A 21,676-nucleotide genomic window follows, 5' to 3' on the forward strand; every position below is an offset into this window, starting at 1 on the left:
CTGTCGCTAGTGGTTAAACATCTGTAGAAGGGTTAAGGACGTGCTGCTAGCCTAACAAGCTCTTAAAACATTGGCGAAGCTAACATTACCCCGCAAGGGAGTTTGAGGCAACCATACCTCACTGGAGAGGCAACCATACCTCTCCAACCCCGAAAGGGGATTTTAATGCGACGGTCGTCGCTGCCGCTGTCCTCCCCATGCCTAAAGTCAGGGGCTTCTCGCTCGTTTTTCGGTGACAGAAACCGGGTTTGCTGCAGCCAGCTCATTTGAGTACGCAAGTTTTTTTTCAACAAGCCCGGTTTCTTAAATCCCGCGCGGGTTGAGAATGCTTTCCTTGAGTCAAATCGAACTTTCATCAACTGCAAGAAATCATCACAGAGGCGAAATATGACACTAGCACTAACCAGAGATAACGTCGAAACAGTTCTCGATGAAATGCGTCCCTACCTGATATCCGACGGTGGCAACGTCGAACTCGTAGAAATTGACGGCCCAGTGGTACACCTGAGACTGCAAGGAGCTTGTGGCTCTTGCCCAAGTTCCACAATGACTTTGAGAATGGGCATTGAACGTCGCCTGCGCGAGGCTATCCCAGAAATTGCCGAAGTCGAACAGGTAATGTAATTAGTCAGTTGGCAATTGGCAGTTGGCAGTTGACGGTTGGCAGTTGGCAGTTGACGGTTGATTGTTGACTGTTGACTGTTACCAATTACCTGTTGACTGTTGACTGTTACCAATTACCAAATTTAATTGCCAATTACCAATTACCAAATTTAATTACCAATTACCAATTACCAATTACCAAATTCAATTACCAATTACTAAATTCAATGTCTCATCCCCTTTATGTAGCCTTCATTTGGCACCAACACCAACCGCTCTACAAATCCAGAGTATCAGCTAGCGCAGGAACAGCCCAGTACCGACTGCCTTGGGTGCGTTTGCACGGAGTCAAAGACTACTTGGATTTAGTGCTAATGCTGGCAAAATATCCCAAGCTTCATCAAACCGTAAACTTGGTTCCCTCCTTGATTTTGCAGATAGAAGACTGCATCGCAGACAGAGCATTAGACCCTTACTTGGCGGTGACATTAAAGCCAGCAGAAACTTTAAATAGCGAAGAACAAGAGTTCATTTTAGAACACTTCTTTGACGCCAATTATCACACCCTGATTCAGCCACACCCTCGCTACGCTCAACTCTACACTCAGCGGCAGGAAAAAGGCATTCAGTGGTGTTTGGAAAACTGGAAAGTGCAGGATTTTAGCGACTTGCTGGCCTGGCACAATTTAGCTTGGATTGACCCGCTGTTTTGGGACGACCCGGAGATTGCAGGGTGGCTGAAACAAGGACAAAATTTTAGTTTGGTAGACAGAAAAAACATCTACTCAAAACAAAAAGAAATCCTCGCTCGCATCATTCCCCAGCACCGTAAAATGCAAGCTGAGGGACAGTTGGAAGTCTCCACAACCCCCTACACGCACCCGATTTTACCGCTGCTTGCCGACACTAATGGCGGCCGCATAGCTATTCCAAACATGACGCTGCCACAACATAGGTTTCAGTGGGAAGAAGATATTCCCCGACACCTGAGAAAATCCTGGGAAATGTATCAAGATCGGTTTGATTGCCAACCGCGCGGTTTGTGGCCGTCGGAACAAGCAGTCAGCCCGGAAATTTTGCCCTATATTGCTAAACAAGGCTTTAAATGGATAGTCTCGGACGAAGCAGTATTGGGGTGGACAATTAAACACTTTTTCAACCGCGACGCGACGGGGAATGTCTACGAACCAGAATTCTTATATCGCCCTTACCGTTTAGAAACTCCTGACGGCGATTTAGCTATAGTATTTAGAGACCACAGATTGTCTGACTTGATAGGGTTTACCTACGGTTCGATGGAACCGGAAAAAGCAGCATCAGATTTAGTGGGACACTTAGAAGCGATCGGCAGAACTCTCAAACACCGACAGTCCGACGGTCAAACAGCTTTAGAAAATCCCTGGTTAGTGACGATCGCCCTAGACGGCGAAAATTGCTGGGAATTCTATCCCCAAGACGGCAAACCGTTCTTAGAATCCCTCTATCAAACTCTCAGCGACAATCCAGATATCAAATTAGTCACAGTCTCGGAATTTCTCGACCAATTCCCAGCAACCGAAACAATTCCCGCAGCCCAACTGCACACCGGTTCCTGGGTGGACGGTTCCCTCACAACTTGGATCGGCGACCCCGCGAAAAATCGCGCTTGGGACATATTAGGGCCCGCGAGACAAATGCTGGCAAACCATCCAGAGGCCACAGAAGAAAGCAACCCAGAAGCTTGGGAAGCGCTTTATGCGGCCGAAGGTTCCGATTGGTTCTGGTGGTTTGGCGAGGGTCACACGTCGAACCAAGATGCCATGTTCGACCAGCTATTTCGGGAACACGTAGCGGGAATTTACGAAGCTCTCGGCGAGCCCGTACCCCCGGAAGTGCGACGGCAAGTAGAGGTGCACGAGGCTCAAGGCGACCACCTGCCGCTGAGCTTTATTCACCCGGTGATTGACGGTATCGGCAACGAACAGGATTGGGACAAAGCCGGTCGGATTGAAGTTGGGGGAGCAAGAGGTACGATGCACCGGAGTTCGGCAATTCAGCGGCTTTGGTACGGGGTTGACCACTTGAATTTTTACATTCGCGCCGACTTCAAGGTAGGGGTGCGGCCCGGAATTGATTGCCCGCAGCAGTTAAATTTGTTCTGGTTTTATCCCGATCGCACGATGCACAACAGTGTGATTCCGCTGTCGGGTTTGCCTGACGAAGCACCGCTAAACTATCGATATCACCATCAGTTAGAGATTAATTTGCTGACCAAATCGATTTGGTTTCAGGAAGCAGAAGAGGGCGATCAGTGGCAGCCCCGCATTAGCCGCGCTCAAGTGGGAGTGGATAAATGTTTGGAAGTAGCAGTGCCCTGGGCGGATTTGCAGATTATGCCCGACTGGCAGGTGAGGCTGATTGCGGTTTTATCGGATGGGAGTCGTTACTCTAGCTGTATGCCGGAAGATGCTTTGATTCCGATCGGAATGCCGTAAAAAGTCATTAGTGATCAGTCATTAGTCATTATGCTGTAGGGGCGGGTAGCACCAGCTTTCATAGAACTGACAACCCAAATAAATATAAACCCGCCCCCTGAATTAGTCATTAGTCATATTTTGAACCAACAAACAATTAAATAATTATCAAATTATATTAAATTGGAACTTCAACTCTGGCTACTTAATGCCTTGATAATTTCGATCGCGTCCGGCAGAGCTAAGGCTATAAAATTTCTTTGTAGTGAGGTCTTAATTTCTCCTCTAAAAGAGGACTTAAGTCCTGACTACCAAACATATAATAATGGTTAAGTTACCAGACATCATATCATTAGTCATGGGGAAATCAACAAACTAATGAGCCGCATTTTACTCTTGGTCGATCGCCACCAACAACTTAATTTGCCGATCGCCCACCTCAACACCGAGCATGAGGTGATCGTACTCGATCACGCTTTAGATCCCAACTCCGAATTTCCCTTTCCCCAAATCGCTTTTGACTTGTGCATTCTCGACGAGGCAAATTTCGATCGCATCGGGCCGCTGGTAGAATCATTAAAAACTGCCGCCGAGCCGATCTTTTTACCGTTCTTGCTTGTTAGTAAATCCCAAACGCCTGCTCTTTTTGAGCAGCCATTTTCGCAGCAGGCAAAACAACTCGAAGGCAGAATAGACGATTTGATAGCAACTCCCCTCAATGCCGCCCAACTGCATTTGCGGGTAGAAAATTTGTTGGCCCGCAGGTGGCAGTCGCTAGAAATCCACAGACTTCAGGAAGTAATTAAAGAACAGACTTTTACAGAAAGTTTGTTAAAGGACTCGCTGCAAACGGCAAACGAAAACCTGCAACGGGAAATCGCCAAGCGGGCCCAGGTAGAAGCTGCACGACGAGAAAACTCCTATCTCGACTTGCTGATGAATGCCATGCCAGATATTGTCTGCTTCAAAGATGGCGAGGGCAGGTGGCAGGAGGCAAATCAAGCGATATTGGAAGTGTTCGAGCTAGAAAAAATAGACTACCACGGCCTTAAAGATTTTCAGCTAGGAGAACTCAGCAGTTTTTACCGCGAGGCGCTACAGGCGTGCGAGGTGAGCGATCAAGAAGCGTGGGAAAAAGGTGAGCTTTCTAGGGGAGAAGAAGTAATTCTCCGCTCAAACGGTACTGTGAAAATCTACGACGTGATTAAAGTACCGGTATTTCACCCCGACGGCAGACGCAAAAGTATAGTGATTTTGGGTCGCGACATTACCGAACACAAGCAAACTAGAGACGAACTCGTGCGCTTGGCGTCGATTGTCGAGTCTTCCGACGACGGTATAGTCGGCAAAACCCTTGCTGGGACAATTCAGAGCTGGAATGCAGGAGCTGAGAAAATTTACGGCTACTGTGCCGCAGAAATCAAGGGGCAGTCGATCGAGATTTTAGCCATACCCGAACGTCCCAAGGAAATGCCTCAAATATTGGAAAATATTAGGGCAGGAGCCAGCATCGACCATTACGAAACCGTACACTTGCGGAAAGACGGTCAACAGATAGATGTCTCCCTGACGATTTCTCCGATTAAAGACGCGACTGGAGCGGTAACGGGCGTTTCGACAATCTCTCGCGACATCAGCGACAGCAAGCGAGTCGAAAAAGCCTTTGAACAACTCCGCCACCAAACAGAAATGATTTTGTTCTCCGCAGGAGAAGGAATTTGCGGGTTGAACAAAGAGGGAAAAATAACTTTTGTCAATCCTGCGGCGGTGAGAATGGCTGGGTGCGAATCGAAGCAATTGATCGATCGAGCACTCTATGAAAGCTTACACCGTGCACAGGAAGAATGCTCAAGGGCGATCGAGCAACTGTCACCAGCAACAGACATCAATTCAGGATCTGAACTTGTCCCACACTGCGCCGCACCGCAGGCGGGCAAACGGCTGCCGTCGAGGGTAAATTCTCAAATTTTAGCCACCTTGGAAGACGGAGAGGCGCGGCGCGTCACCGATGAGATTTTTTGGCGGCGAGACGGCAGCAGTTTTCCGGTTGAGTACGTTGTCGCTCCGATGCGAGAAGGAGGCGAAATTATTGGAGCTGTGGTGACTTTTAAGGATATCACGGAGCGGCTTGCCGTCGAGCGCATGAAAGATGAATTCATCTCTGTTGTCAGCCACGAACTGCGGACGCCCATGACCTCGATTCACGGCGCCCTCGGCCTCCTCAACAGCGGCCTGCTTGACGCTTACCCCCAGAAAGCTAAGCGGATGCTGGAGATTGCTGTCAGTAACACTGACCGTTTGGTGCGCTTGGTCAACGACATCCTAGATTTAGAGCGGATGGAGTCGAGTTACAGCACTGCGATCAAACAAACTTGCAATGTGGCTGAGCTGATGTTGCAGGCGGCTGACGAGATGCAGGGAATGGCTCAGCAGGCGGGAGTTACTCTGTCGGTGAAGCCTGTGGGGGCGCAATTGCAAGCTGTTCGCGATCAACTAATTCAAGCCTTGACAAATTTGCTCAGTAATGCAATAAAATTTTCTCCCTCCGGCGCTACAGTTTGGCTGAGCGCGGAGTTGACCCACAATCCGGATTTGGCAGAAAAAGCAGCGCACAAGTCGGTTTCGTCTCCGTCTTTGTTGTCTCCTGAGCCTGCCGCCACGCCTCCGCATTTGCCAGTTCCGAGCTCGTGGTACATCGTGATTGCTGTGAAAGACCAAGGGCGGGGTATTCCGCCAGACAAACTGGAGATGGTCTTTGAACGCTTTCAACAAGTTGATGCTTCTGATTCTCGCCAGAAGGGAGGTACTGGTTTGGGGCTGGCTATTTGTCGCAGTATCGTGCAGCAGCACGGGGGGCGGATGTGGGTGGAGAGCGTTTTGGGGGAGGGCAGCACTTTTTTCTTAAGTCTGCCACTTCTCAGGGAGGGGTTTGCAACTGAAAGTTAATTTCTACCCAGGTGTACCCAACGTTACTGATTTTGTGCAGATTGTTCGATCGAGTAATCGACAAACAATCTCAGCCTTTTCTGCAGTTTGGGAACTGCGGGCAAAAAGCACAATTTGAGGTCGAAAAGCGGCTTTTTTTGGGTGGGATATTTTACAGCAACCCGGCCAGACGGTTAGGATATTCTTAATTGTTGAAACCCAGGCGGTCGATTGCAACGGAGGTCTTCTTTTTTCCTTATTTTTACCCGCTCACGAAGCCTCCGGCAGCCGAAGGGCCTTCAACATCTGCTATACAGTTTTGAAAATTTACTGTAAAGTCCGATCGGGTAACATAATTTGCTTTATAAAATATTCGCATTTCGCTTCTAATCTGTGATCAGTTCTCATTGCTAAAAAGATGTTAATTTTGACTGCCAAGCGCATCTTGGTTATTGACGATGCGGAAGATATTCGGGAAGTGGCTCAAGTCAGTCTTGAGATGGTGGGGGGCTGGGAAGTCCTGACCGCGAGTTCGGGTCGCGAGGGTGTTGCTAAGGCTCTTGCCGAACAGCCTGATGCGATTCTATTGGACGTGATGATGCCCGACCAAGACGGGCCTACTACTTTTCAACAGTTACAAGCTAATAAGGCTACGCAGCACATTCCGGTAATTTTATTGACAGCTAAGGCTCTGGCTGGGGACAGGCGGATGTTCGCGGATTTGGGGGTGGTGAGCGTGATTGCTAAGCCTTTTGAACCGATGTTTTTGGCGGCTCAGGTCGCTCAGGCTTTGGGCTGGGAGCAAGAATAGATCGATCGCCCGCATTGAATTGTGCAGCTTTTCAAGCAGTAGTTTTGCAGGCAAAGAGAAGTAAAAAAACTTAGTTTCTTTGGTATGGTGCCGAGCGAGCGAATCGGGTGGATCGGACAGGATATATGTAGCGACTTAGACGCCGTGCCTTTCGTCCTGTCAGCTTAAGACTAAAAGCCTCAGTCCGGTATCAGTTTCAACCCTGTCGGCTTGGGGTGAAATTGATACCAATTAGGGGTGCCTAAATCCCTATTGGTAGTGCGTTCATTTAACCGAATTCGGACTCAGCCATGAGCTCAGTATTCCTACTTATTTATCGGGAAAATATAAGCTGGCAGGATTATTTTACTTTTTGTAACAACTCACTCATCTTCATAAGTTCTTCAGGTTTTAGTTTTAAGTTTAAGCACATGGTCAGGGATCGCTCCTGACTGTTGGCAGACACATTGGGAGAAGACGACTATGCCCTCAGCTTACATTTTGCTACTAATAGTTTCTCTGGCAGCAGTCTGGGTTTACTGGCAAACCTCTCAAGATATTTTTGTTCTTGTGGCTTGGGCAGGGCTGGGTTGTTTTATTTGGGGTTTTTCTTGGGCTCCTTGGAGCGTTCAGCTTTTGATTGTGGTGTTGCTGTTGGGCATCCAAAAGTGCTACTTGCGAGACGCTCAAAGCTGTGAGTGAAAGAGATTTTTTATTTTTGTGCCTGGAATTGAGATGTGCAGGCATTCGTGAATCTCTGTAATGACTTGGTTATCGCTTCATATCTTCAAAAAAGGTTTAAAATATCATGAATAGTTGCCCTTGTTGCTCCTCTAAATTGCTCCGCCACGCTCGCCACAATCGCGTTTATTGGTTCTGCTCACACTGCTGGCAGGAAATGCCGGATCTGTCGGAGATGATTTTACTTAACACCGTGCGGAATCACAAACGCGACGGTTTGGTGAAACATCCGGCTTTGACTCCTAAATTGAGGATGTTTGATTCTGTAGAAATTGCTTAGTTTGCTGGAGTTAGTCTCGCGATAAATATTGAGACAGAAAAGATTTTTGTTTGTGGCATCTGTTGGATTTTTTGATAAAAAATGCAAAAGCCCCTTCCGTGTGAAGTGAAGGGGACTTATTAGCGGGGGGCTTTTGCACTTGTGATGGGGTCGATCGCCCGACTGAATTTCAGCTATTGTATGCAGTTAAGCTGATTACATCAAACCGATTTGAGAGAGAATGCCTTGACCGGTGATGAATTCGGTAGCTAGGCCGATAACGAAGCCCAACATTGCCAAACGGCCGTTCCAGGTTTCAGCAAACTCAGTGAAGCCAACTTTTGCGTCTTTGTTTTCCATGACCAGAAACCTCGTTTAATTTCAACCTTATGTAATTAAACTTAACACAGCAGTACAAAGTTTGCAACATATTTTTACATTTACTGTTCAAATGCCGGAGATAAGCGGGATGGGCCCGCAGGGAGAGGGGTTCGCGGGCGAGAGGAAGAAGGTTTTTGATGTGGGAACGGTCGATCGGTGTCAGGTTGGCGAAAACCTTGGTGAGATGTCTAAGGATGTAAGAAAATTTTTTTGAGTGAATACTTGACATCCAATAATGAGAACGCTAGCCTAAAAGCACAGCTAAAACTAAATATCGCATTCAAAATTGAGGAATGTTGATTGAGTCGTCTTAGCTACACGGTTTATAAAACTGGGGCAAGTTTCTAGCACCCCGTTGAGCGGAATGTGAGTCTAATGTCGTTTTAACAAGTTGATACAAGTTTGAGAAAATCGAAATATTATTGAGTTCCATTTCCCTGCGCGGAATGTGAGTCTAATGTCGTTTTAACAACTTGAGACAAGCTTGACAAAATCGAAACATTATTGAGTTCCATTTCCCTTCAACGGGCTGCTACTAAGCTCGTTCCAGTTCTGTAAACCCTGTAGCTAAGACGCTAATCAAATCCCTACAAAATCAAAGTGTTTTGTGGTAACAGATTGTCTTGCGCGGAGATGTTCATTTTTGAGCAAACCCATAGACAAAACTCCCTTAATGCTAGATGCGCGATATGTCGAGGCTGTCCAGCCCACCTAATTTTAGGAAATAATACAATGGCGGACAATCATCGAACCACAGGAAAACAAAAAAGACAGTCTCAGCGAGTTGCTATGTCTTGGGATACTCAGAACGTCTACTTAAACCAAGATCAAGCCGAATTCCTACTGGCTTTTGCCAAATCACAAGGACGTTTAGAACCGCCTAAAATTTACTATAACTCGCAGGACAAAAATCAAGTTAACGACAAAAATCGGCTAGAAAAGCTTGGTTGTATTGGCGTTGATGTCTGCGATTCCGCCAAAAACAGTCTAGATAAACAATTGGTGTTTGACTGTAGTAAGCGATTTGCAATTAAGCCTTCTCCGGACCTAATTATCCTAGTTTTAGGAGATCGGGACTTTGCAGGTTTAATTACCTTTTTGAAGGCTTTGCGTATAACAGTCATCGTTTTTGCACGGCGCAAAAGTGCAAGCAAAAAACTGATTAACCTGGTTGGTGAGGATAACTTTCATGATGTAGACGAATTGTCTAGTTTGTGTGCAGGATTGAAAGCGCAACGTGAAAATCAAAAATAGTTATCAATTGAAGCAGATAAATTATCTGCTTGAAGCAACACAGTCCGCCAGGGAATGAATTCCCTGTCTAATAGCTAAAGTCGGTTAAAACCGACTGACTGACAGTTAAAAAACACAATCTTCAGTCGTCTTAAGACGACTTTAGCTATGAGCCAGGGGTTTTAACCCCTGGCGGACTGACGGACTAACGGGCTAATAGTAGAACCGCCACATATCTGTTAAAATTTACCTCACCGCAGATAGCAAAAATTCAGTTTATTTGATAAACTAGATTCTCCCAAGCAACCGCTATCTGCGGCTCTTTCCTGTCCAAATAATAACACCAAACTCCAAAAAAAATAACCCTTACAAAACTCCTATGCCATTAACTAATCCAACACAAGAACTCAAAATGACCCTTCCAGAATTCAACAATGAAAAACTGCTGCGCCAAGCACTAACCCACCGTTCCTACGTCAACGAAAACCCCACATTCAGCGAAGAAGACAACGAACGCTTAGAATTTCTCGGCGATGCTTTGCTGACTTTTCTCAGCGGCGAATATCTCTATCAGCGTCATCCAGAAATGGGAGAAGACCAACTGACTCGCCGACGTTCTGCATTAGTAGATGAAAAACAATTAGCCAGATTTGCTACTGAAATAGGTTTAGACTTAAAAATGCGGCTCGGAAAAGGAGCTTATCGAGAAGGTGGGATTACTAATCCAAATTTGCTCAGCAGCACTTTTGAAGCATTTATTGGCGCTTACTATCTCGACACGCAAGACATGGACAAAGTTCGCAACTTTGTGCAACAAATGTTTGATTCTGTTCCCGAAAATGTTGTGGAAACTCGATCGACTGTAGACTCGAAAAATCGCTTTCAAGAATGGGTACAAGCCAACGGTGACACGACTCCCCCTAAATACGTGACAGTCCAAGCAGGAGGCACACCTCACAAGCCGGAATTTCTCGCTAAAGTTTATGTTGCAGAGAAACTCTATGGAGAAGGTAAAGGCAAAAGCAAAAAAGATGCTGAGAAAAATGCGGCTGAAGATGCGCTAGCAAAGCTGAAAAAACGCGGACTGATCTAAATTTGAAAACATCGGTAAAAACTACTAGCTTTTTTGTGCGATACGGCAGTTGGCAAAGCCCTCGAAGACGATCGCCCGAATTGATGGCCAGAGCACACAATGGGCTATAATCAAGACTTGCGTAAGTGTTACCGCCGTCGATCGAGGGTTGCAAGGGCAGAAATTCGTTGACGAGTACCTGAGTGTCGATCGTAATTTTGGGAAATATCAGAGCAATTCATGTCTACTCAAAACCCGACTACCCTAACTGTTGAAGAAGCACAGCAAATCCTCAAAGATTTCACTTGTCTGGATATGCAATCTGTAGCATCGCCGCTGGAAAAACAGGCACTCCGTCAAGCGATTTTGCTGGTAGCAAGTTTGTCGGATTATCAAATGTTGGGAGTGTGCGCTGCTTCGACGGATGAGGGGTTTTTAGCTTTAGAAGCTTATTTAAAAGCTTTGGGATATCAAGCTGTTTTAGATCCCAATGCTGTCTCGACTTTTGCTGGTTCGGTTTATATTAAGTTCAATACTTTGAAGGGGTCGTATTATGTTGATGGCTATCCCGGAACTTACCGGGGCGTTTTGGTATCGTGTCAATCTTCCTTAGAAGGTGGAGTTAGTGGCACTTACGGTCATTTACCTCTCGATTTATTTGTTGATTAATCGGGCATAGGGCATAGGGCATAGGGCATAGGGCATTGGAACAAAAAACTAACAAAAAACAACAGTCAACAGTCAACTGTCAACTGTCAACTGTCAACTTACCGATTACCAATTAACCCTTGCCAACGATCAATTCTGCCTCTGGTGCCGGTGTGGTTTCTTCCGGTGGCAGTCCCAAAATATCGCTGTACAAGTTGATGTATTTCCGGGCAGAAATATCCCAGCTAAAATCTTCTCTCATGCCGCGCTGTTGCAGTTCTCTCCACTTATCTTTGTAGCGGAAACCTTCCCAAGTTCTGATCATGCAGGTGAACAAATCGAGGGGTTCGTAGCGATCGAAACAGTAACCGGTACCGGTATTGTCGATCGGGTTGTTGTGGGAAACGGTATCGACTAAACCGCCGGTGCGACGAACCATTGGCACGCACCCGTAGCGGAGGGCGAGCATTTGGCTAATGCCGCAGGGCTCGAAACGGCTGGGCATTAGGAAGCTGTCGCAGCCTGCGTAAACGCGCCGAGAGAGAGCCTCGTTGTAAAGTAGTTGGGTGGACATCCGACCGGGATAGCGGGCTGTCATTTGCCAGAGTTGGGTTTCGTAGTAGCGATCGCCCGTTCCAAGTACAATAAATTGAGCGTCCGTATAGGCCATGAACAGATCGAGCATTTGAATTATCAAATCCAATCCCTTTTGTTCTACCAGCCTTGTCACCATGCCGATCAAAAAGGCATTTTTATTTACTTCCAAACCGACTTCTTCTTGCAGCGCAATTTTATTAGCGGGGCGCTTTTCAATAGTATCAACACTAAATTGTTGATGGAGGTACTTGTCAGTTGCTGGGTTGTAAGATTCTGTATCAATTCCGTTCAAAATGCCCGATACTTTACCGCCGAGGTAAGACAGCAAACCTTCCAAAGTTTCCCCATAAGCTGGGGTTTTGATTTGCTCGGCGTAAGTCGGTGAAACTGTATTTACTCGATCGGCAAACTGTACTGCGGCTGCCATTGTATTGTGACCTTGCATATACCAAGGACACCAAGTCATCTGTTCCAAACGCCAGCGCCACGGCCCTTGATAAGCTAAATTGTGAATAGTAAAAACCGTGCTGATATCGGGGTCTTGGCTCATCCAAACAGGTATCATCCCCGTATGCCAGTCGTGACAGTGGATAATTTGGGGCTTCCAATGATTCCAGGCAAATTCAGCCGCAGCATTGGCAAAGAAAGTGAACCTCCAATCTTCATCTACACCGCCGTAAACGCGGCGCGGCAAGAAAGATGGATGTTGTAATAAGTATAAAGGTACATCGGTTCCCGGCAAAACAGTTTCAAAAACCGAGAAGCTTTGGAACATGGCAGACCCATCCCAAACAGGTTTTTTGGGAACGTCCATTTTGTCGGGGATGAAACCGTAGTAGGGCATGAAGATGCGGACATCGTGGCCCATGCGCCGCAGAAATTTCGGCAAAGCGCCGACGACATCGCCCATACCGCCCACTTTGGCGAGGGGTGATGCTTCGGCGGATACAAATAAAATACGCATTATTTTTTTGTGTTCCTTGAGATTGTTAGTCTAGATTAAGTTTAAATGGCGAGTGGCACAATATTAACGCGCCTGCCAAAAACAAGTATAAATCTGAGTTGCTGTAGCGATCGCAGTTTACTCAAGAATGCGATCGCCATTTTTCCCTCCGCGTCGCTGTGCGGTGAAAAAAATAGCGATCGCCCGGACTCCCCTCCCGCGACAATTTTCACGATATAATCAAATTTATATGTCACTTTCTGATTGACGGTAAACATCAAAAATGGTAGACAGTGTGAGAATTTTTACGCATTAGTAAAACTGAACGCAAAGCCATCAATAATGTAATTAAGGAAATAGCGATCGCCTTTTTTATCCCCTCTGAGAAAAAGGGCGATCGCCCGAATCACATATTACGGATAACTCCCGACTAATTCTGAGAATTGTCCTCAAAAGTCTCCTCAAATCCCGCTAGAAAATCATCCAAAGCTTCAGAGGCGATCGCCAAATTAATATTATCAGCATCTTCCCATCCCCACGTATTCACCCCAACCACTTGACCAGCCATATTAATCAGGGGCCCGCCGGAATTTCCAGGATTAATCGCCGCATCAGTTTGCAACACCTTCACCTCAGCAACATCATCTTCTTCATCGTCGCCTTCTTCATATTCCTCTGGTTCGCGAATTGCACTCACAATACCTTGAGTTAGAGTTGAAGCAAACTGCCCCAAAGGATTGCCCACAGCAATTACTCTATCTCCCACTTTCACATCAAAAGACAACTCTAGGGGAGGATATTCTTGGGGAGAATCCACTTGTTCCCCTGTGTTCGGGTCGAAGGTAAAATCGCTAATTAAGAGTAATGCTAAATCTTCTTCGGCATTACCAGTAAACACCACCTCTGCCAATCTCAATTTTCCGTCGTGAGTTTCGACTAAAACCTGTTCGATTTCATCTTCTTCATAGAAGTAATCTTCATCGGCAATATCTTCTACCACGTGATAGTTCGTGACAATTATGTCCGGCGATACAAAGAACCCGCTTCCTGAAGAAATCTCTTCTTCTGTATCCCAATCCATGACGTAAATTGAAACTAAGGACGGCAAGACTTGCTCGACTGCATCCGAAAAATTTCCTGCTTGAGTTTTGAACTCTTTCAATTGCTTCTGCAAAGCTTGTTGGTCTGCTTGCATTTTGCTATAGAGTTGCTGAACCTTTTTCACTTCCAGCTTTAATTGAGTTTCTCTAGCGCTCATATTTGGCTTTTACCTGAAATAAATTGCTGATTAATTTTGGATGTTTGATTGTAGATTGTGGATGGGGATGTTAAGAATTATAGGACTTACGAAAAAAAACCGGTTTTTACCATAAATCTTGGGCTATACAGCGAGACTTACATCAGAAACCGGGTTGCTCCACTCGTGCGGAGCGTCCTAAATTAGTCAGATATTTTTGAAATCTATCGCGCGAGTCCTATCTAATAAAATCCCCACCAAAAATCTACAATCATACTGCTACTCAACCTGTGAAAGCAAAAGCAAACCGCCTGTTATTTTTATTTTACAAAAGGCGATATATTGCGTCTAAAAGCATTGACAAAAAGATGCGGATCGGTTTTAGGAACCGCGTTGAACTTGGACAAATATTTCCTCCAAAATTTCACTAGCTCCCTGTTGGCGCAAGCGGTGAGCGAGGTCAATTCCCAGCAGTTCAGCAGTTTCGGCAGCGCCGGAAACAGTATCTTTGACGAAGCGCTGGCCGTCGAGACTCGATACCATTCCGGTTAAGGTTAATTGACCGTTTTCTATTTTGGTATTGACGCCGATCGGCACTTGACAGCCGCCTTCTAATTCCCGCAGAAATGCGCGTTCAGCATAACATCTTTGGGCGGTTTCCGAGTGTTCGAGAGCTTTAATCAGTGCCATGATTTCTGTGTCTCCGGCGCGGCATTCGATGCCCAAAGCACCTTGTCCGACGGCGTGAAGGGAGATTTCAGCAGGGATAATTTGGTGGATGCGATCGCCCATTCCCAATCTTTCGAGGCCGGCAACTGCTAAAATAATCGCGTCGTAACCGCCCTCATCTAATTTAGCGAGTCTAGTATTGAGATTGCCGCGAATATCTTTAAATTCAAAATGAGGGAAATGGTGTCGCAGTTGAGCAAGCCGCCGCAGGGAAGAAGTGCCGATTACAGAACCTTCTGGGAGGGTGTCGAGTTGCTTGTCTTTGTGCTTGGAGTGAACTACCAAGGCGTCAGCGGGATTTTCCCGTTCGGTGACACATCCTAAAATTAAACCTTCGGGCAAATTGGTAGGCAAATCTTTGAGGGAATGAACGGCAAAGTCCGTTTCATTGTTAATCATCCCCGTTTCTAATTCTTTGGTGAAAAGTCCTTTATCGCCAATTTTAGCTAGGGCGACATCAAGAATTATGTCCCCTTGGGTGGACATGGTGTGGACTTCAAAAGTGTGTTCCGGGAAGTGTTTCTGTAGCTGTTCTTGCACCCAGTGGGTTTGCACGAGAGCGAGTTGGCTTTTGCGGGAACCGATGCGAACGGTTCGGGAAGGGGCAGATGTGGTTGGGGACATAAGATCGATCGGAGGATAGCTTGAAATCAGCCAATATATTCACCTGATCTAGCGTACCGCAGGTGGGGACTTTAATTGCTGGTTGGGATAATTCGGGCGATAAAATAGAAATACCAGATTTTGACCGCCAGTAGCAGTGAGTCTTGATGATGTTTCCCATCCAGCATTCGGAGTCGCTGGCATCGGGGCGATCGACATTCCAAAGCAAAGGCTGCGGGCGATGTACGATTTACCTAGGGTCGGGCCGGATGAACCTGGTTGGCAGGAGCAGTTAGCTCAGCAGCAGCGCGAAAGAATTAGCTCAAAAGTTGCGAGATTTGGAGAGAGAAATGTAGTTGCGAGGGGAAAAGGGCGATCGTAATTGCGATCGAACTTCTCAAGCCACCGAATAGTTTACCATAAAAAGTCAATTTGTCAAATTACTAAAATTCTAAAACTATGAAAAGCGCTCTGGATGTAGCTCGTTACTTTTTATCTCGTGTCGATCGAGAAGCAGGCGATACTATTTCTCCTCTGAAACTGCAAAAACTCGTTTATTACGCACAAGCTTGGAGTTTAGTCTTTAGAGGCCAGCAGCTATTTTTTCAAGATATTGAAGCTTGGGTTTTCGGCCCCATTGTCCGCCATGTTTGGGATGAGTACAAAGCTTACAAATATACCGATATTCCCGCTCCTGATAATTTTGAGGGATAATTTGAAGAAGATGAGATTGAGGTACTCGAAGAAGTTTGGAATGCTTATGGAGAATTAAGTGCTAAACATTTGGCAGAATTGACACAATCTGAGACACCTTGGCTCAACGCCCGCCAGGGATTAGAACCTGCGGAAATATCAACTAAAATCATTTCCCACGAGGATATGAAATCCTGCTATGCACCTTTGGTGGAGGCGTAAGTGCAGCTTCGCTGACAAAAGGTCGATCGAACTTTTAGCCCTCAGTTACGGCAGTCAATAACTGAACTTCAATTCCTAAAGTCCGAGCACTGCGAGCCCAAGCCTCATCGCCAGTCACCAAAAGCAACTGATTAGAACTTGCTACTGCTAAATGCAGTGCATCTAAGGTACGCAACGGTACTTCAAAGTGGCTAATCCAATCGCGAGCTAAATTGTAATGAATTGACTCTCAGGGGATGCGAGTATAAAAATCACCGTCCAATTCTGCCTGAAACTCTATTGCTATTTGTCTTGCCCTTTCCTGAGAAATTTCTCTCATTCGCACTCTGCGAGACAGTGCGGAAAAAAATTCTACCTCAACTAGCTGACTTAACCCTAGTTCAGTCTCAGTCCCCAGTAACTGCTGAGATGCTTTCCTAAGACCTTCTGGCCAGTAATTGCGAGCAATGACGCTAGTATCCAAGTAAATCAATAGCGTTCCTTCTGTCGTAGCCTAATGACTGTTGCACTCAGGGGTTCACCCTTTACTTGAATAGAGTCTCGGAATCTCTTGAGTTCAGCTAACCGCTGCTTTTTCGTGAGCGGCGGGACTACGCGAGCTACTACTTTACCTTCGTGTACGATTGTCACTTCTTCTCCTTTGGCCACCTTTTCCAAGATAGCTTGCAGGCTCTACTTGGCTTCTTCAAGACTAATCGCAGGCATCTTATTGGTTTTTTTAGGTACAATTTAATTGTACATCAAGGAAAACTTCAAACTTCAAATTTCAAATCTAAAATAGTATTAACGTGACCCAGCTTGAAGTGCAGAATTTGCTATCCCAACAACTTCTGACTGCCTTCCATTTTTGAGACTTACTCGGTAAAGTACACCCAGCCTTTGCCACTCCACATAAGAAATGCAGTAATTACCACAAGTCTGGAAATAAATTCCCCTAATTCCGCCTGCTAATTCAATGCTTCTATAAGTATCCCTAGGCAATTGCGAGGGAGGCGAAAACGGTTCATTTTTTTTAGCTGTGATTGTGCCAAAAGCACAAGCTCCGCCGCGGCAGTCTTTGCCTAAATACATTTCAACAATGTAACCGTGGGAGCCAGCTTGCACGTCAAAATCAAGTTGCTGAGTGTCAGATAAAGGAAGTAGGCTCGGTAGAAAAACAGGTACTCGTGTTTTGCCTTTGATTTGCTGAGAAATGTTACTTACTGGAAAACGAGTATTAGCTTGATTTGTACCTGAATTGTTGGGAATTGGGGGGAATTTTTGGACAAAGTTTCTCCATTGTACAACTCTAGTTTTCTCAACGTTCAGAGTAGGAATAGAATATTTTTCTACAGCAACAGATGGCTGGCCGCCTGGAAGGTCGAAATTGCGGCGAATTACTGTAATTTCTGGTTTACCTAACCCGTAAGTTGTGGCTGTGGTACGGGCGAGATTGCAGCTAATTTTGAAGTTTCCCATGTCAATGTTGCCATTTGCGGCTCCGTAAGACCAATTGTAACCGGCCCAAGTGCGATCGCGATCGCACAAAAAACGCGAAATCTCAAACATCTTGGCAATATGAACATCGTACAACCGCAACTTGGAGCTGCCGGCAGATTGTGTAGTATTGCGATCGGGTACAATAAATTGTATCGGTTGCCAGCTATCTTCACGGGAATAATTAAACCAGCGGATTTCTGTAATCGGGAGTTCAGTCCTTGCTAACGCTGAGTTTGGTGTCAAAGGTGCGATAGTAAAAGCAGTCACCACACAAGCAAAAATCGCCGCAAATAGCCATCTTCCCCTCATCCTGATTTCTCCCTAAGTAGGTCAGCGCAAAAAAACAATAGCATCTTGTAAGGGGCGAGTGCGAGTTAAGATATATTATACAATAAGGGTAAGGTGCGCCCTTACGCACCCTACATATAGAAGTTGCGCCTCCCCGACTGCTAAACTTAACGCTTCCCAGCTTTAATAGCAGAATTTCCTATTAAAATTACATCGGATTCTCGTCCGTTCTTAATGGCGACGGTATACATAAAACCCTGAGTTTTCCACTGAAGAGTTGCTGTGCAGTAAGCCCCGCAACCGTTATGATAAACTCCTTTCACTCCGCCCGCAAGTTTGACATTTTTTAACGTCTTAGTTACCCCTTCTAGTTTTGTAGTAAACTCCCCGCCTTTTTGACCTAGAATTGACCCAAAAGAGCAAACTGTCGTACCGCCGCAATCTGGTTTATAATCGATTGAAATAGCATAGCTGTTTGCTTGTGCTGTAGTTGGATAGTACATTTTTCCCGAAAGCGGAATCCTGCTGGGAATAAAAATAGGCACTTGCGTTTTGCCTTTTAACTTTTGCAAAATTTGATTTACCGGAACCGCAGTGCCTCCTTGAGCAATTTGTGTTTTTCCCGATTGTCGCTGCGACAATTGCGAAGAGCCAAAAACAACCGAGGGAGGTACTAAAGCCGTCAATACACAAGCAGAAGTAGCCAAAAGTAATAATTTCTTCTTCACGGTCTTTTCCCTTAATATTCCAATAGTTTAGTTGGGCGGCGAACCGCATTCACGTATGTACAACCATAATTCAAAATACCAATTTAACACTCGCTTTTCCGGGAAAAATGTTTTTTGACTATCTTGACAATGCTGCCAGAATATGAAGTCATATATAATATAGAGAAGGCGAGCAATTTAGGAGTCGATAGTGGAACTGCAAGAGTATTTGCGCCAGCACGGATTGGAAACTTTGTCCGAAATTTATCATATCAAAGTTACCCGCCACCGCCAATATCCCGATTTAGTCTGTCTGAAATACTCGCAGATAGAATCTCCCCTGGGCGAAAAAATAGTCCAGCAGTGCCGAGGCATTATTTTAGATTCATCTCAAGATTGGCAGATAGTTTCTTATCCCTACGACAAATTTTTTAATTACGGAGAAATTCACGCCGCTGCAATTGATTGGAGTCATGCCAAAGTTTATGAAAAACTAGACGGTTCTCTGACTGTACTGTATTTTTACAAGGGAGAATGGAGAGTGCAATCTAGCGGCACTCCCGACGCCAGCGGCGAAGTTAATGGTTTTGGATTCAGCTTTGCCGAACTTTTTTGGAAAGTCTGGCAAGAATTGGGATATCAATTGCCACAAGAAACCGACCAGTGTTTTATCTTTGAATTGATAACGCTTTACAATAGAATAGTTGTCCAGCCAAAAAACAATCAAATCGTGCTGCACGGGGTTCGCAACACTCAAACGCTGCTAGAAACCGACCCTAGTATTTGGGCAAATAAATACGGCTGGGAATTGGTAGCATCCTATCCTTTAACTAGCTGGAAAGAAGTTATTGAAGCGGCTCAACATTTAGATCCGATGGATTCGGAAGGGTATATTATCTGCGACGCTAACTTCAACCGAGTTAAAGTTAAGTCTCCGCAATATGTCGCGATTTCCCATCTGCGCGAAGGGTTTTCGACCCGCCGCCTGATAGAAATTGTTTTAACTAATGAAGGAGAAGAGTTTTTAGCTTATTTTCCTGAGTGGAGTGAGTTGTATCAACAAGTTAAGGAGAAATATCAATCTTTGGTTGAAGAAATCGAGGAAGCTTACCGACAGCACGAACATATCGAAGTTCAGAAAGATTTTGCATTAGCTGTGAAACATTTGCCGTATTCCGGGATTTTGTTTTCTTTGCGGGCCCGAAGAGTTGCGGGAGTGAAAGAAGCTCTCCGCGATGTTACTATTCATAAAATAGAAGAGTTGCTGGGTTTAGATTACATCCATTTAGGTTTGTAGAAGAAGAAGGCACGACACGGATTTTGACACGGATACACGGATTAATTATCGAGCGTGAGGCAAATGTTTAAGAAAGAGGGAAGAGGGAAGTTCGGCAACGAGCAATGTACGGGATGTAACGGATCTAACGGATGGAATGAAGAGGTAAGTATTTAAACAATGCCCAATGCCCAATGCCCAATGCCCAATGCCCAATGCCCAATGCCCAATTACCAATTACCAATTACCATGAAAAGAGTTATTGTACTGGTCGGTTTACCTGCTTCGGGAAAATCTCAATTTGCTAGGGAGTTGCTGCTGTCTGAACCTGCAAAGTGGGTGCGTAGCAATAAAGATTTGCTCAGAGAAATGGCTCACGCTTCTCATTGGTCGCCGGCAAATGAAAAGTTTATTGTGCAGTTGAGAGATACGATTATTTTGATGGCTTTGGAAAGTGGCAAGCACGTCATTGTTGATGATACTAATTTCGGGCCTCACATCGAGCATATCAAACAGTTGGTAAAAGGTAAAGCCATCGTCGAAGTTAATGATTCTTTCCTGCAAGTTCCGGTTGAGGAATGTATTAAACGGGATTTGAAAAGGCTTAATTCGGTGGGCAAAGATGTGATCATGAAGATGTACAATAAGTACGTGCGGGTTCCCGTTGCGCCGCCGGAATATAACCCGGATTTGCCGGATGCAATTATTGTTGATATGGACGGTACGCTGGCACTTCTAAACGGCAGAAATCCTTTTGATGCTTCTACGTGCGATCGCGATTTGCCCAATCCGCCAGTTTTAGAGACCGTTCGCAAGTGGCAGTCCAGCGCCCATATTATTGTAGTGTCGGGCCGCACAGATGATTGTCAGCCTCAAACTGAAAAATGGTTGCAGCAGTACGAGGTTAATTATGCCAGTCTTTATATGCGGAAAACCGGAGATATGAGGAAGGATTCGATTATTAAAGAGGAGTTCTATCGGCGGCATATTGCAGGAAAATATAACATTAAGTTTGTTTTGGACGATCGCCAACAAGTTGTTGATATGTGGAGAGGCTTGGGATTGACAGTATTCCAAGTAGATGAAGGGGATTTTTGATCTATGGTTTTTCTGAAAATTGTCCCATGCCTAATGCTATAATCAAAGTAACATTACAAAAAATTTTGTTATGGTAGCCATTCCCCAAGCACCACAAAAAATGACCGTTGACGAATATCTCGAATGGGAAGCTCAACAAGAGATTCGCCACGAATATGTCAACGGCGAAGTTTTTGCCATGACAGGCAGTACAATTCCCCATAACGATCTTGCACTCAACTTTTACAGGAACTTGTACCCGCATCTGCGTTCTAGAGGCTGTCGGATCAACGTGTCAGACGTGAAATTGCAAGTCAGTTTTCAAAGCCGTTACTACTACCCTGATGTGATAGTCAGTTGCGACCCTCAAGACATGAATTCCCGCACATTCATTCAGAATCCTAAAATCATTGTGGAAGTTCTTTCTCCCAGTACAAGTGCTAAAGATCGGGATGAAAAATTCACTTGTTACCTAAAAATTCCGACTTTGCAAGAGTATATCTTGATTGATTCACAAAAGATTTTTGTTGAACGTTACTGTCGGGGCGAGGGCAGAATGTGGCTTTACTATTCTTACACTGCTGGAGAGATTATCACTTTATCAAGTATTGGGTTTGATTTGCCGATCGCACTTTTGTATGAAGGTGTTGGATTTGAAACAGAAACAGAAACGTAAATGGGAATATTGAAAAGCGCAATCTCTGTAGGGGCGGGTTCACC

23 protein-coding genes and 1 pseudogene are annotated in these 21,676 nt (G+C 45.4%); 14 read left to right on the top strand and 10 right to left on the bottom strand.

The genetic code is table 11. The features are described 5' to 3' along the window. The first annotated feature begins 387 nt into the window (after positions 1-387). The 6 genes from QUA36_RS20390 to QUA36_RS20415 all read left to right on the top strand — a co-directional run bounded on the left by QUA36_RS20390 (position 388) and on the right by QUA36_RS20415 (position 7,792). Positions 388-624 (top strand): NifU family protein, encoded by a 237-nt coding sequence (locus QUA36_RS20390; protein ID WP_006632519.1) that lies wholly within the window; start codon positions 388-390, stop codon positions 622-624. Positions 625-830: 206 nt separating this feature from the next. Continuing rightward, positions 831-3,077 carry a glycoside hydrolase gene (locus tag QUA36_RS20395; protein ID WP_333458890.1) on the top strand — a complete coding sequence of 749 codons (2,247 nt, stop codon included), beginning with the start codon at positions 831-833 and terminating at the stop codon, positions 3,075-3,077. A gap of 357 nt (positions 3,078-3,434) precedes the next feature. Beyond that, a complete protein-coding gene (locus QUA36_RS20400; RefSeq protein WP_333458891.1) occupies positions 3,435-6,002 on the top strand; it encodes a PAS domain S-box protein in 2,568 nt (855 codons plus the stop codon). Between the two features lie 397 nt (positions 6,003-6,399). Further along, entirely contained in the window at positions 6,400-6,792 is a 393-nt protein-coding gene (locus tag QUA36_RS20405; RefSeq protein WP_333167616.1) for a response regulator, read from the top strand. Positions 6,793-7,254: 462 nt separating this feature from the next. Continuing rightward, the gene (locus QUA36_RS20410; RefSeq protein WP_333139831.1) at positions 7,255-7,473 is read left to right on the top strand and encodes a hypothetical protein; all 219 of its coding nucleotides are present in this window, start codon (positions 7,255-7,257) and stop codon (positions 7,471-7,473) included. Between the two features lie 106 nt (positions 7,474-7,579). Further along, on the top strand, positions 7,580-7,792 hold the full coding sequence (locus tag QUA36_RS20415; RefSeq protein ID WP_333167614.1) for a hypothetical protein: 213 nt from the start codon (positions 7,580-7,582) through the stop codon (positions 7,790-7,792). A gap of 195 nt (positions 7,793-7,987) precedes the next feature. Here the strand turns inward: QUA36_RS20415 and QUA36_RS20420 are convergent, their stop codons facing one another. Further along, entirely contained in the window at positions 7,988-8,131 is a 144-nt protein-coding gene (locus QUA36_RS20420) for a chlorophyll a/b-binding protein (protein WP_333127568.1), read from the bottom strand. An 810-nt stretch (positions 8,132-8,941) separates the two neighbouring features. Between QUA36_RS20420 and QUA36_RS20425 the strand changes: the two genes are divergently transcribed. The 3 genes from QUA36_RS20425 to QUA36_RS20435 all read left to right on the top strand — a co-directional run bounded on the left by QUA36_RS20425 (position 8,942) and on the right by QUA36_RS20435 (position 11,126). Beyond that, positions 8,942-9,406, top strand: a complete 465-nt coding sequence (locus tag QUA36_RS20425) for an NYN domain-containing protein (RefSeq protein WP_333458892.1) — start codon at positions 8,942-8,944, stop codon at positions 9,404-9,406. Between the two features lie 358 nt (positions 9,407-9,764). Then, a complete protein-coding gene (gene rnc / locus QUA36_RS20430) occupies positions 9,765-10,478 on the top strand; it encodes a ribonuclease III (RefSeq protein ID WP_333458893.1) in 714 nt (237 codons plus the stop codon). Positions 10,479-10,697: 219 nt separating this feature from the next. Then, positions 10,698-11,126 carry a DUF1824 family protein gene (locus tag QUA36_RS20435; protein ID WP_333458894.1) on the top strand — a complete coding sequence of 143 codons (429 nt, stop codon included), beginning with the start codon at positions 10,698-10,700 and terminating at the stop codon, positions 11,124-11,126. Between the two features lie 112 nt (positions 11,127-11,238). On the opposite strand, the gene glgA is transcribed toward QUA36_RS20435, so the two are convergent. From glgA to hemC, 4 genes are all read right to left on the bottom strand, one after another. Beyond that, positions 11,239-12,666 (bottom strand): glycogen synthase GlgA, encoded by a 1,428-nt coding sequence (gene glgA / locus QUA36_RS20440; RefSeq protein WP_333458895.1) that lies wholly within the window; start codon positions 12,664-12,666, stop codon positions 11,239-11,241. Between the two features lie 41 nt (positions 12,667-12,707). Beyond that, the gene (locus QUA36_RS20445) at positions 12,708-12,878 is read right to left on the bottom strand and encodes a hypothetical protein (protein WP_333458896.1); all 171 of its coding nucleotides are present in this window, start codon (positions 12,876-12,878) and stop codon (positions 12,708-12,710) included. A gap of 197 nt (positions 12,879-13,075) precedes the next feature. Then, entirely contained in the window at positions 13,076-13,903 is an 828-nt protein-coding gene (locus QUA36_RS20450; RefSeq protein WP_333458897.1) for a S1C family serine protease, read from the bottom strand. A gap of 360 nt (positions 13,904-14,263) precedes the next feature. Next, the gene (gene hemC / locus QUA36_RS20455) at positions 14,264-15,235 is read right to left on the bottom strand and encodes a hydroxymethylbilane synthase (protein ID WP_333458898.1); all 972 of its coding nucleotides are present in this window, start codon (positions 15,233-15,235) and stop codon (positions 14,264-14,266) included. A gap of 136 nt (positions 15,236-15,371) precedes the next feature. On the opposite strand from hemC, the gene QUA36_RS20460 reads away from it, so the two are divergent. Further along, the gene (locus QUA36_RS20460; protein ID WP_333458899.1) at positions 15,372-15,596 is read left to right on the top strand and encodes a hypothetical protein; all 225 of its coding nucleotides are present in this window, start codon (positions 15,372-15,374) and stop codon (positions 15,594-15,596) included. A 77-nt stretch (positions 15,597-15,673) separates the two neighbouring features. After that, positions 15,674-16,129: pseudogene (locus QUA36_RS20465) on the top strand (Panacea domain-containing protein). A 34-nt stretch (positions 16,130-16,163) separates the two neighbouring features. Here QUA36_RS20465 and QUA36_RS20470 read toward each other — a convergent pair. From QUA36_RS20470 to QUA36_RS20490, 5 genes are all read right to left on the bottom strand, one after another. Continuing rightward, positions 16,164-16,304 carry a hypothetical protein gene (locus QUA36_RS20470; protein ID WP_333458900.1) on the bottom strand — a complete coding sequence of 47 codons (141 nt, stop codon included), beginning with the start codon at positions 16,302-16,304 and terminating at the stop codon, positions 16,164-16,166. A 54-nt stretch (positions 16,305-16,358) separates the two neighbouring features. Then, positions 16,359-16,601 (bottom strand): type II toxin-antitoxin system VapC family toxin, encoded by a 243-nt coding sequence (locus QUA36_RS20475; RefSeq protein ID WP_333458901.1) that lies wholly within the window; start codon positions 16,599-16,601, stop codon positions 16,359-16,361. Continuing rightward, complete coding sequence (locus QUA36_RS20480; protein WP_333458902.1) at positions 16,598-16,777, bottom strand: prevent-host-death family protein; 180 nt, start codon at positions 16,775-16,777, stop codon at positions 16,598-16,600. The genes QUA36_RS20475 and QUA36_RS20480 overlap by 4 nt, the downstream gene beginning before the upstream one ends. Positions 16,778-16,912: 135 nt before the next feature. Next, on the bottom strand, positions 16,913-17,917 hold the full coding sequence (locus QUA36_RS20485; RefSeq protein ID WP_333458903.1) for a hypothetical protein: 1,005 nt from the start codon (positions 17,915-17,917) through the stop codon (positions 16,913-16,915). A 146-nt stretch (positions 17,918-18,063) separates the two neighbouring features. Beyond that, positions 18,064-18,624, bottom strand: a complete 561-nt coding sequence (locus tag QUA36_RS20490; protein ID WP_333167829.1) for a hypothetical protein — start codon at positions 18,622-18,624, stop codon at positions 18,064-18,066. A gap of 190 nt (positions 18,625-18,814) precedes the next feature. On the opposite strand from QUA36_RS20490, the gene QUA36_RS20495 reads away from it, so the two are divergent. The 3 genes from QUA36_RS20495 to QUA36_RS20505 all read left to right on the top strand — a co-directional run bounded on the left by QUA36_RS20495 (position 18,815) and on the right by QUA36_RS20505 (position 21,632). Continuing rightward, positions 18,815-19,900: a T4 RnlA family RNA ligase gene (locus QUA36_RS20495; RefSeq protein WP_333458904.1), complete on the top strand. Its 1,086-nt coding sequence runs from the start codon at positions 18,815-18,817 to the stop codon at positions 19,898-19,900. A 228-nt stretch (positions 19,901-20,128) separates the two neighbouring features. Continuing rightward, a complete protein-coding gene (locus QUA36_RS20500) occupies positions 20,129-20,977 on the top strand; it encodes a phosphatase domain-containing protein (RefSeq protein ID WP_333458905.1) in 849 nt (282 codons plus the stop codon). 70 nt (positions 20,978-21,047) lie between these two features. Then, positions 21,048-21,632: a Uma2 family endonuclease gene (locus QUA36_RS20505; RefSeq protein WP_333458906.1), complete on the top strand. Its 585-nt coding sequence runs from the start codon at positions 21,048-21,050 to the stop codon at positions 21,630-21,632. Positions 21,633-21,676 lie beyond the last annotated feature (44 nt).

Origin of the sequence: Microcoleus sp. Pol10D4 (assembly GCF_036701555.1) — a bacterium.
Lineage (GTDB): Bacteria > Cyanobacteriota > Cyanobacteriia > Cyanobacteriales > Microcoleaceae > Microcoleus.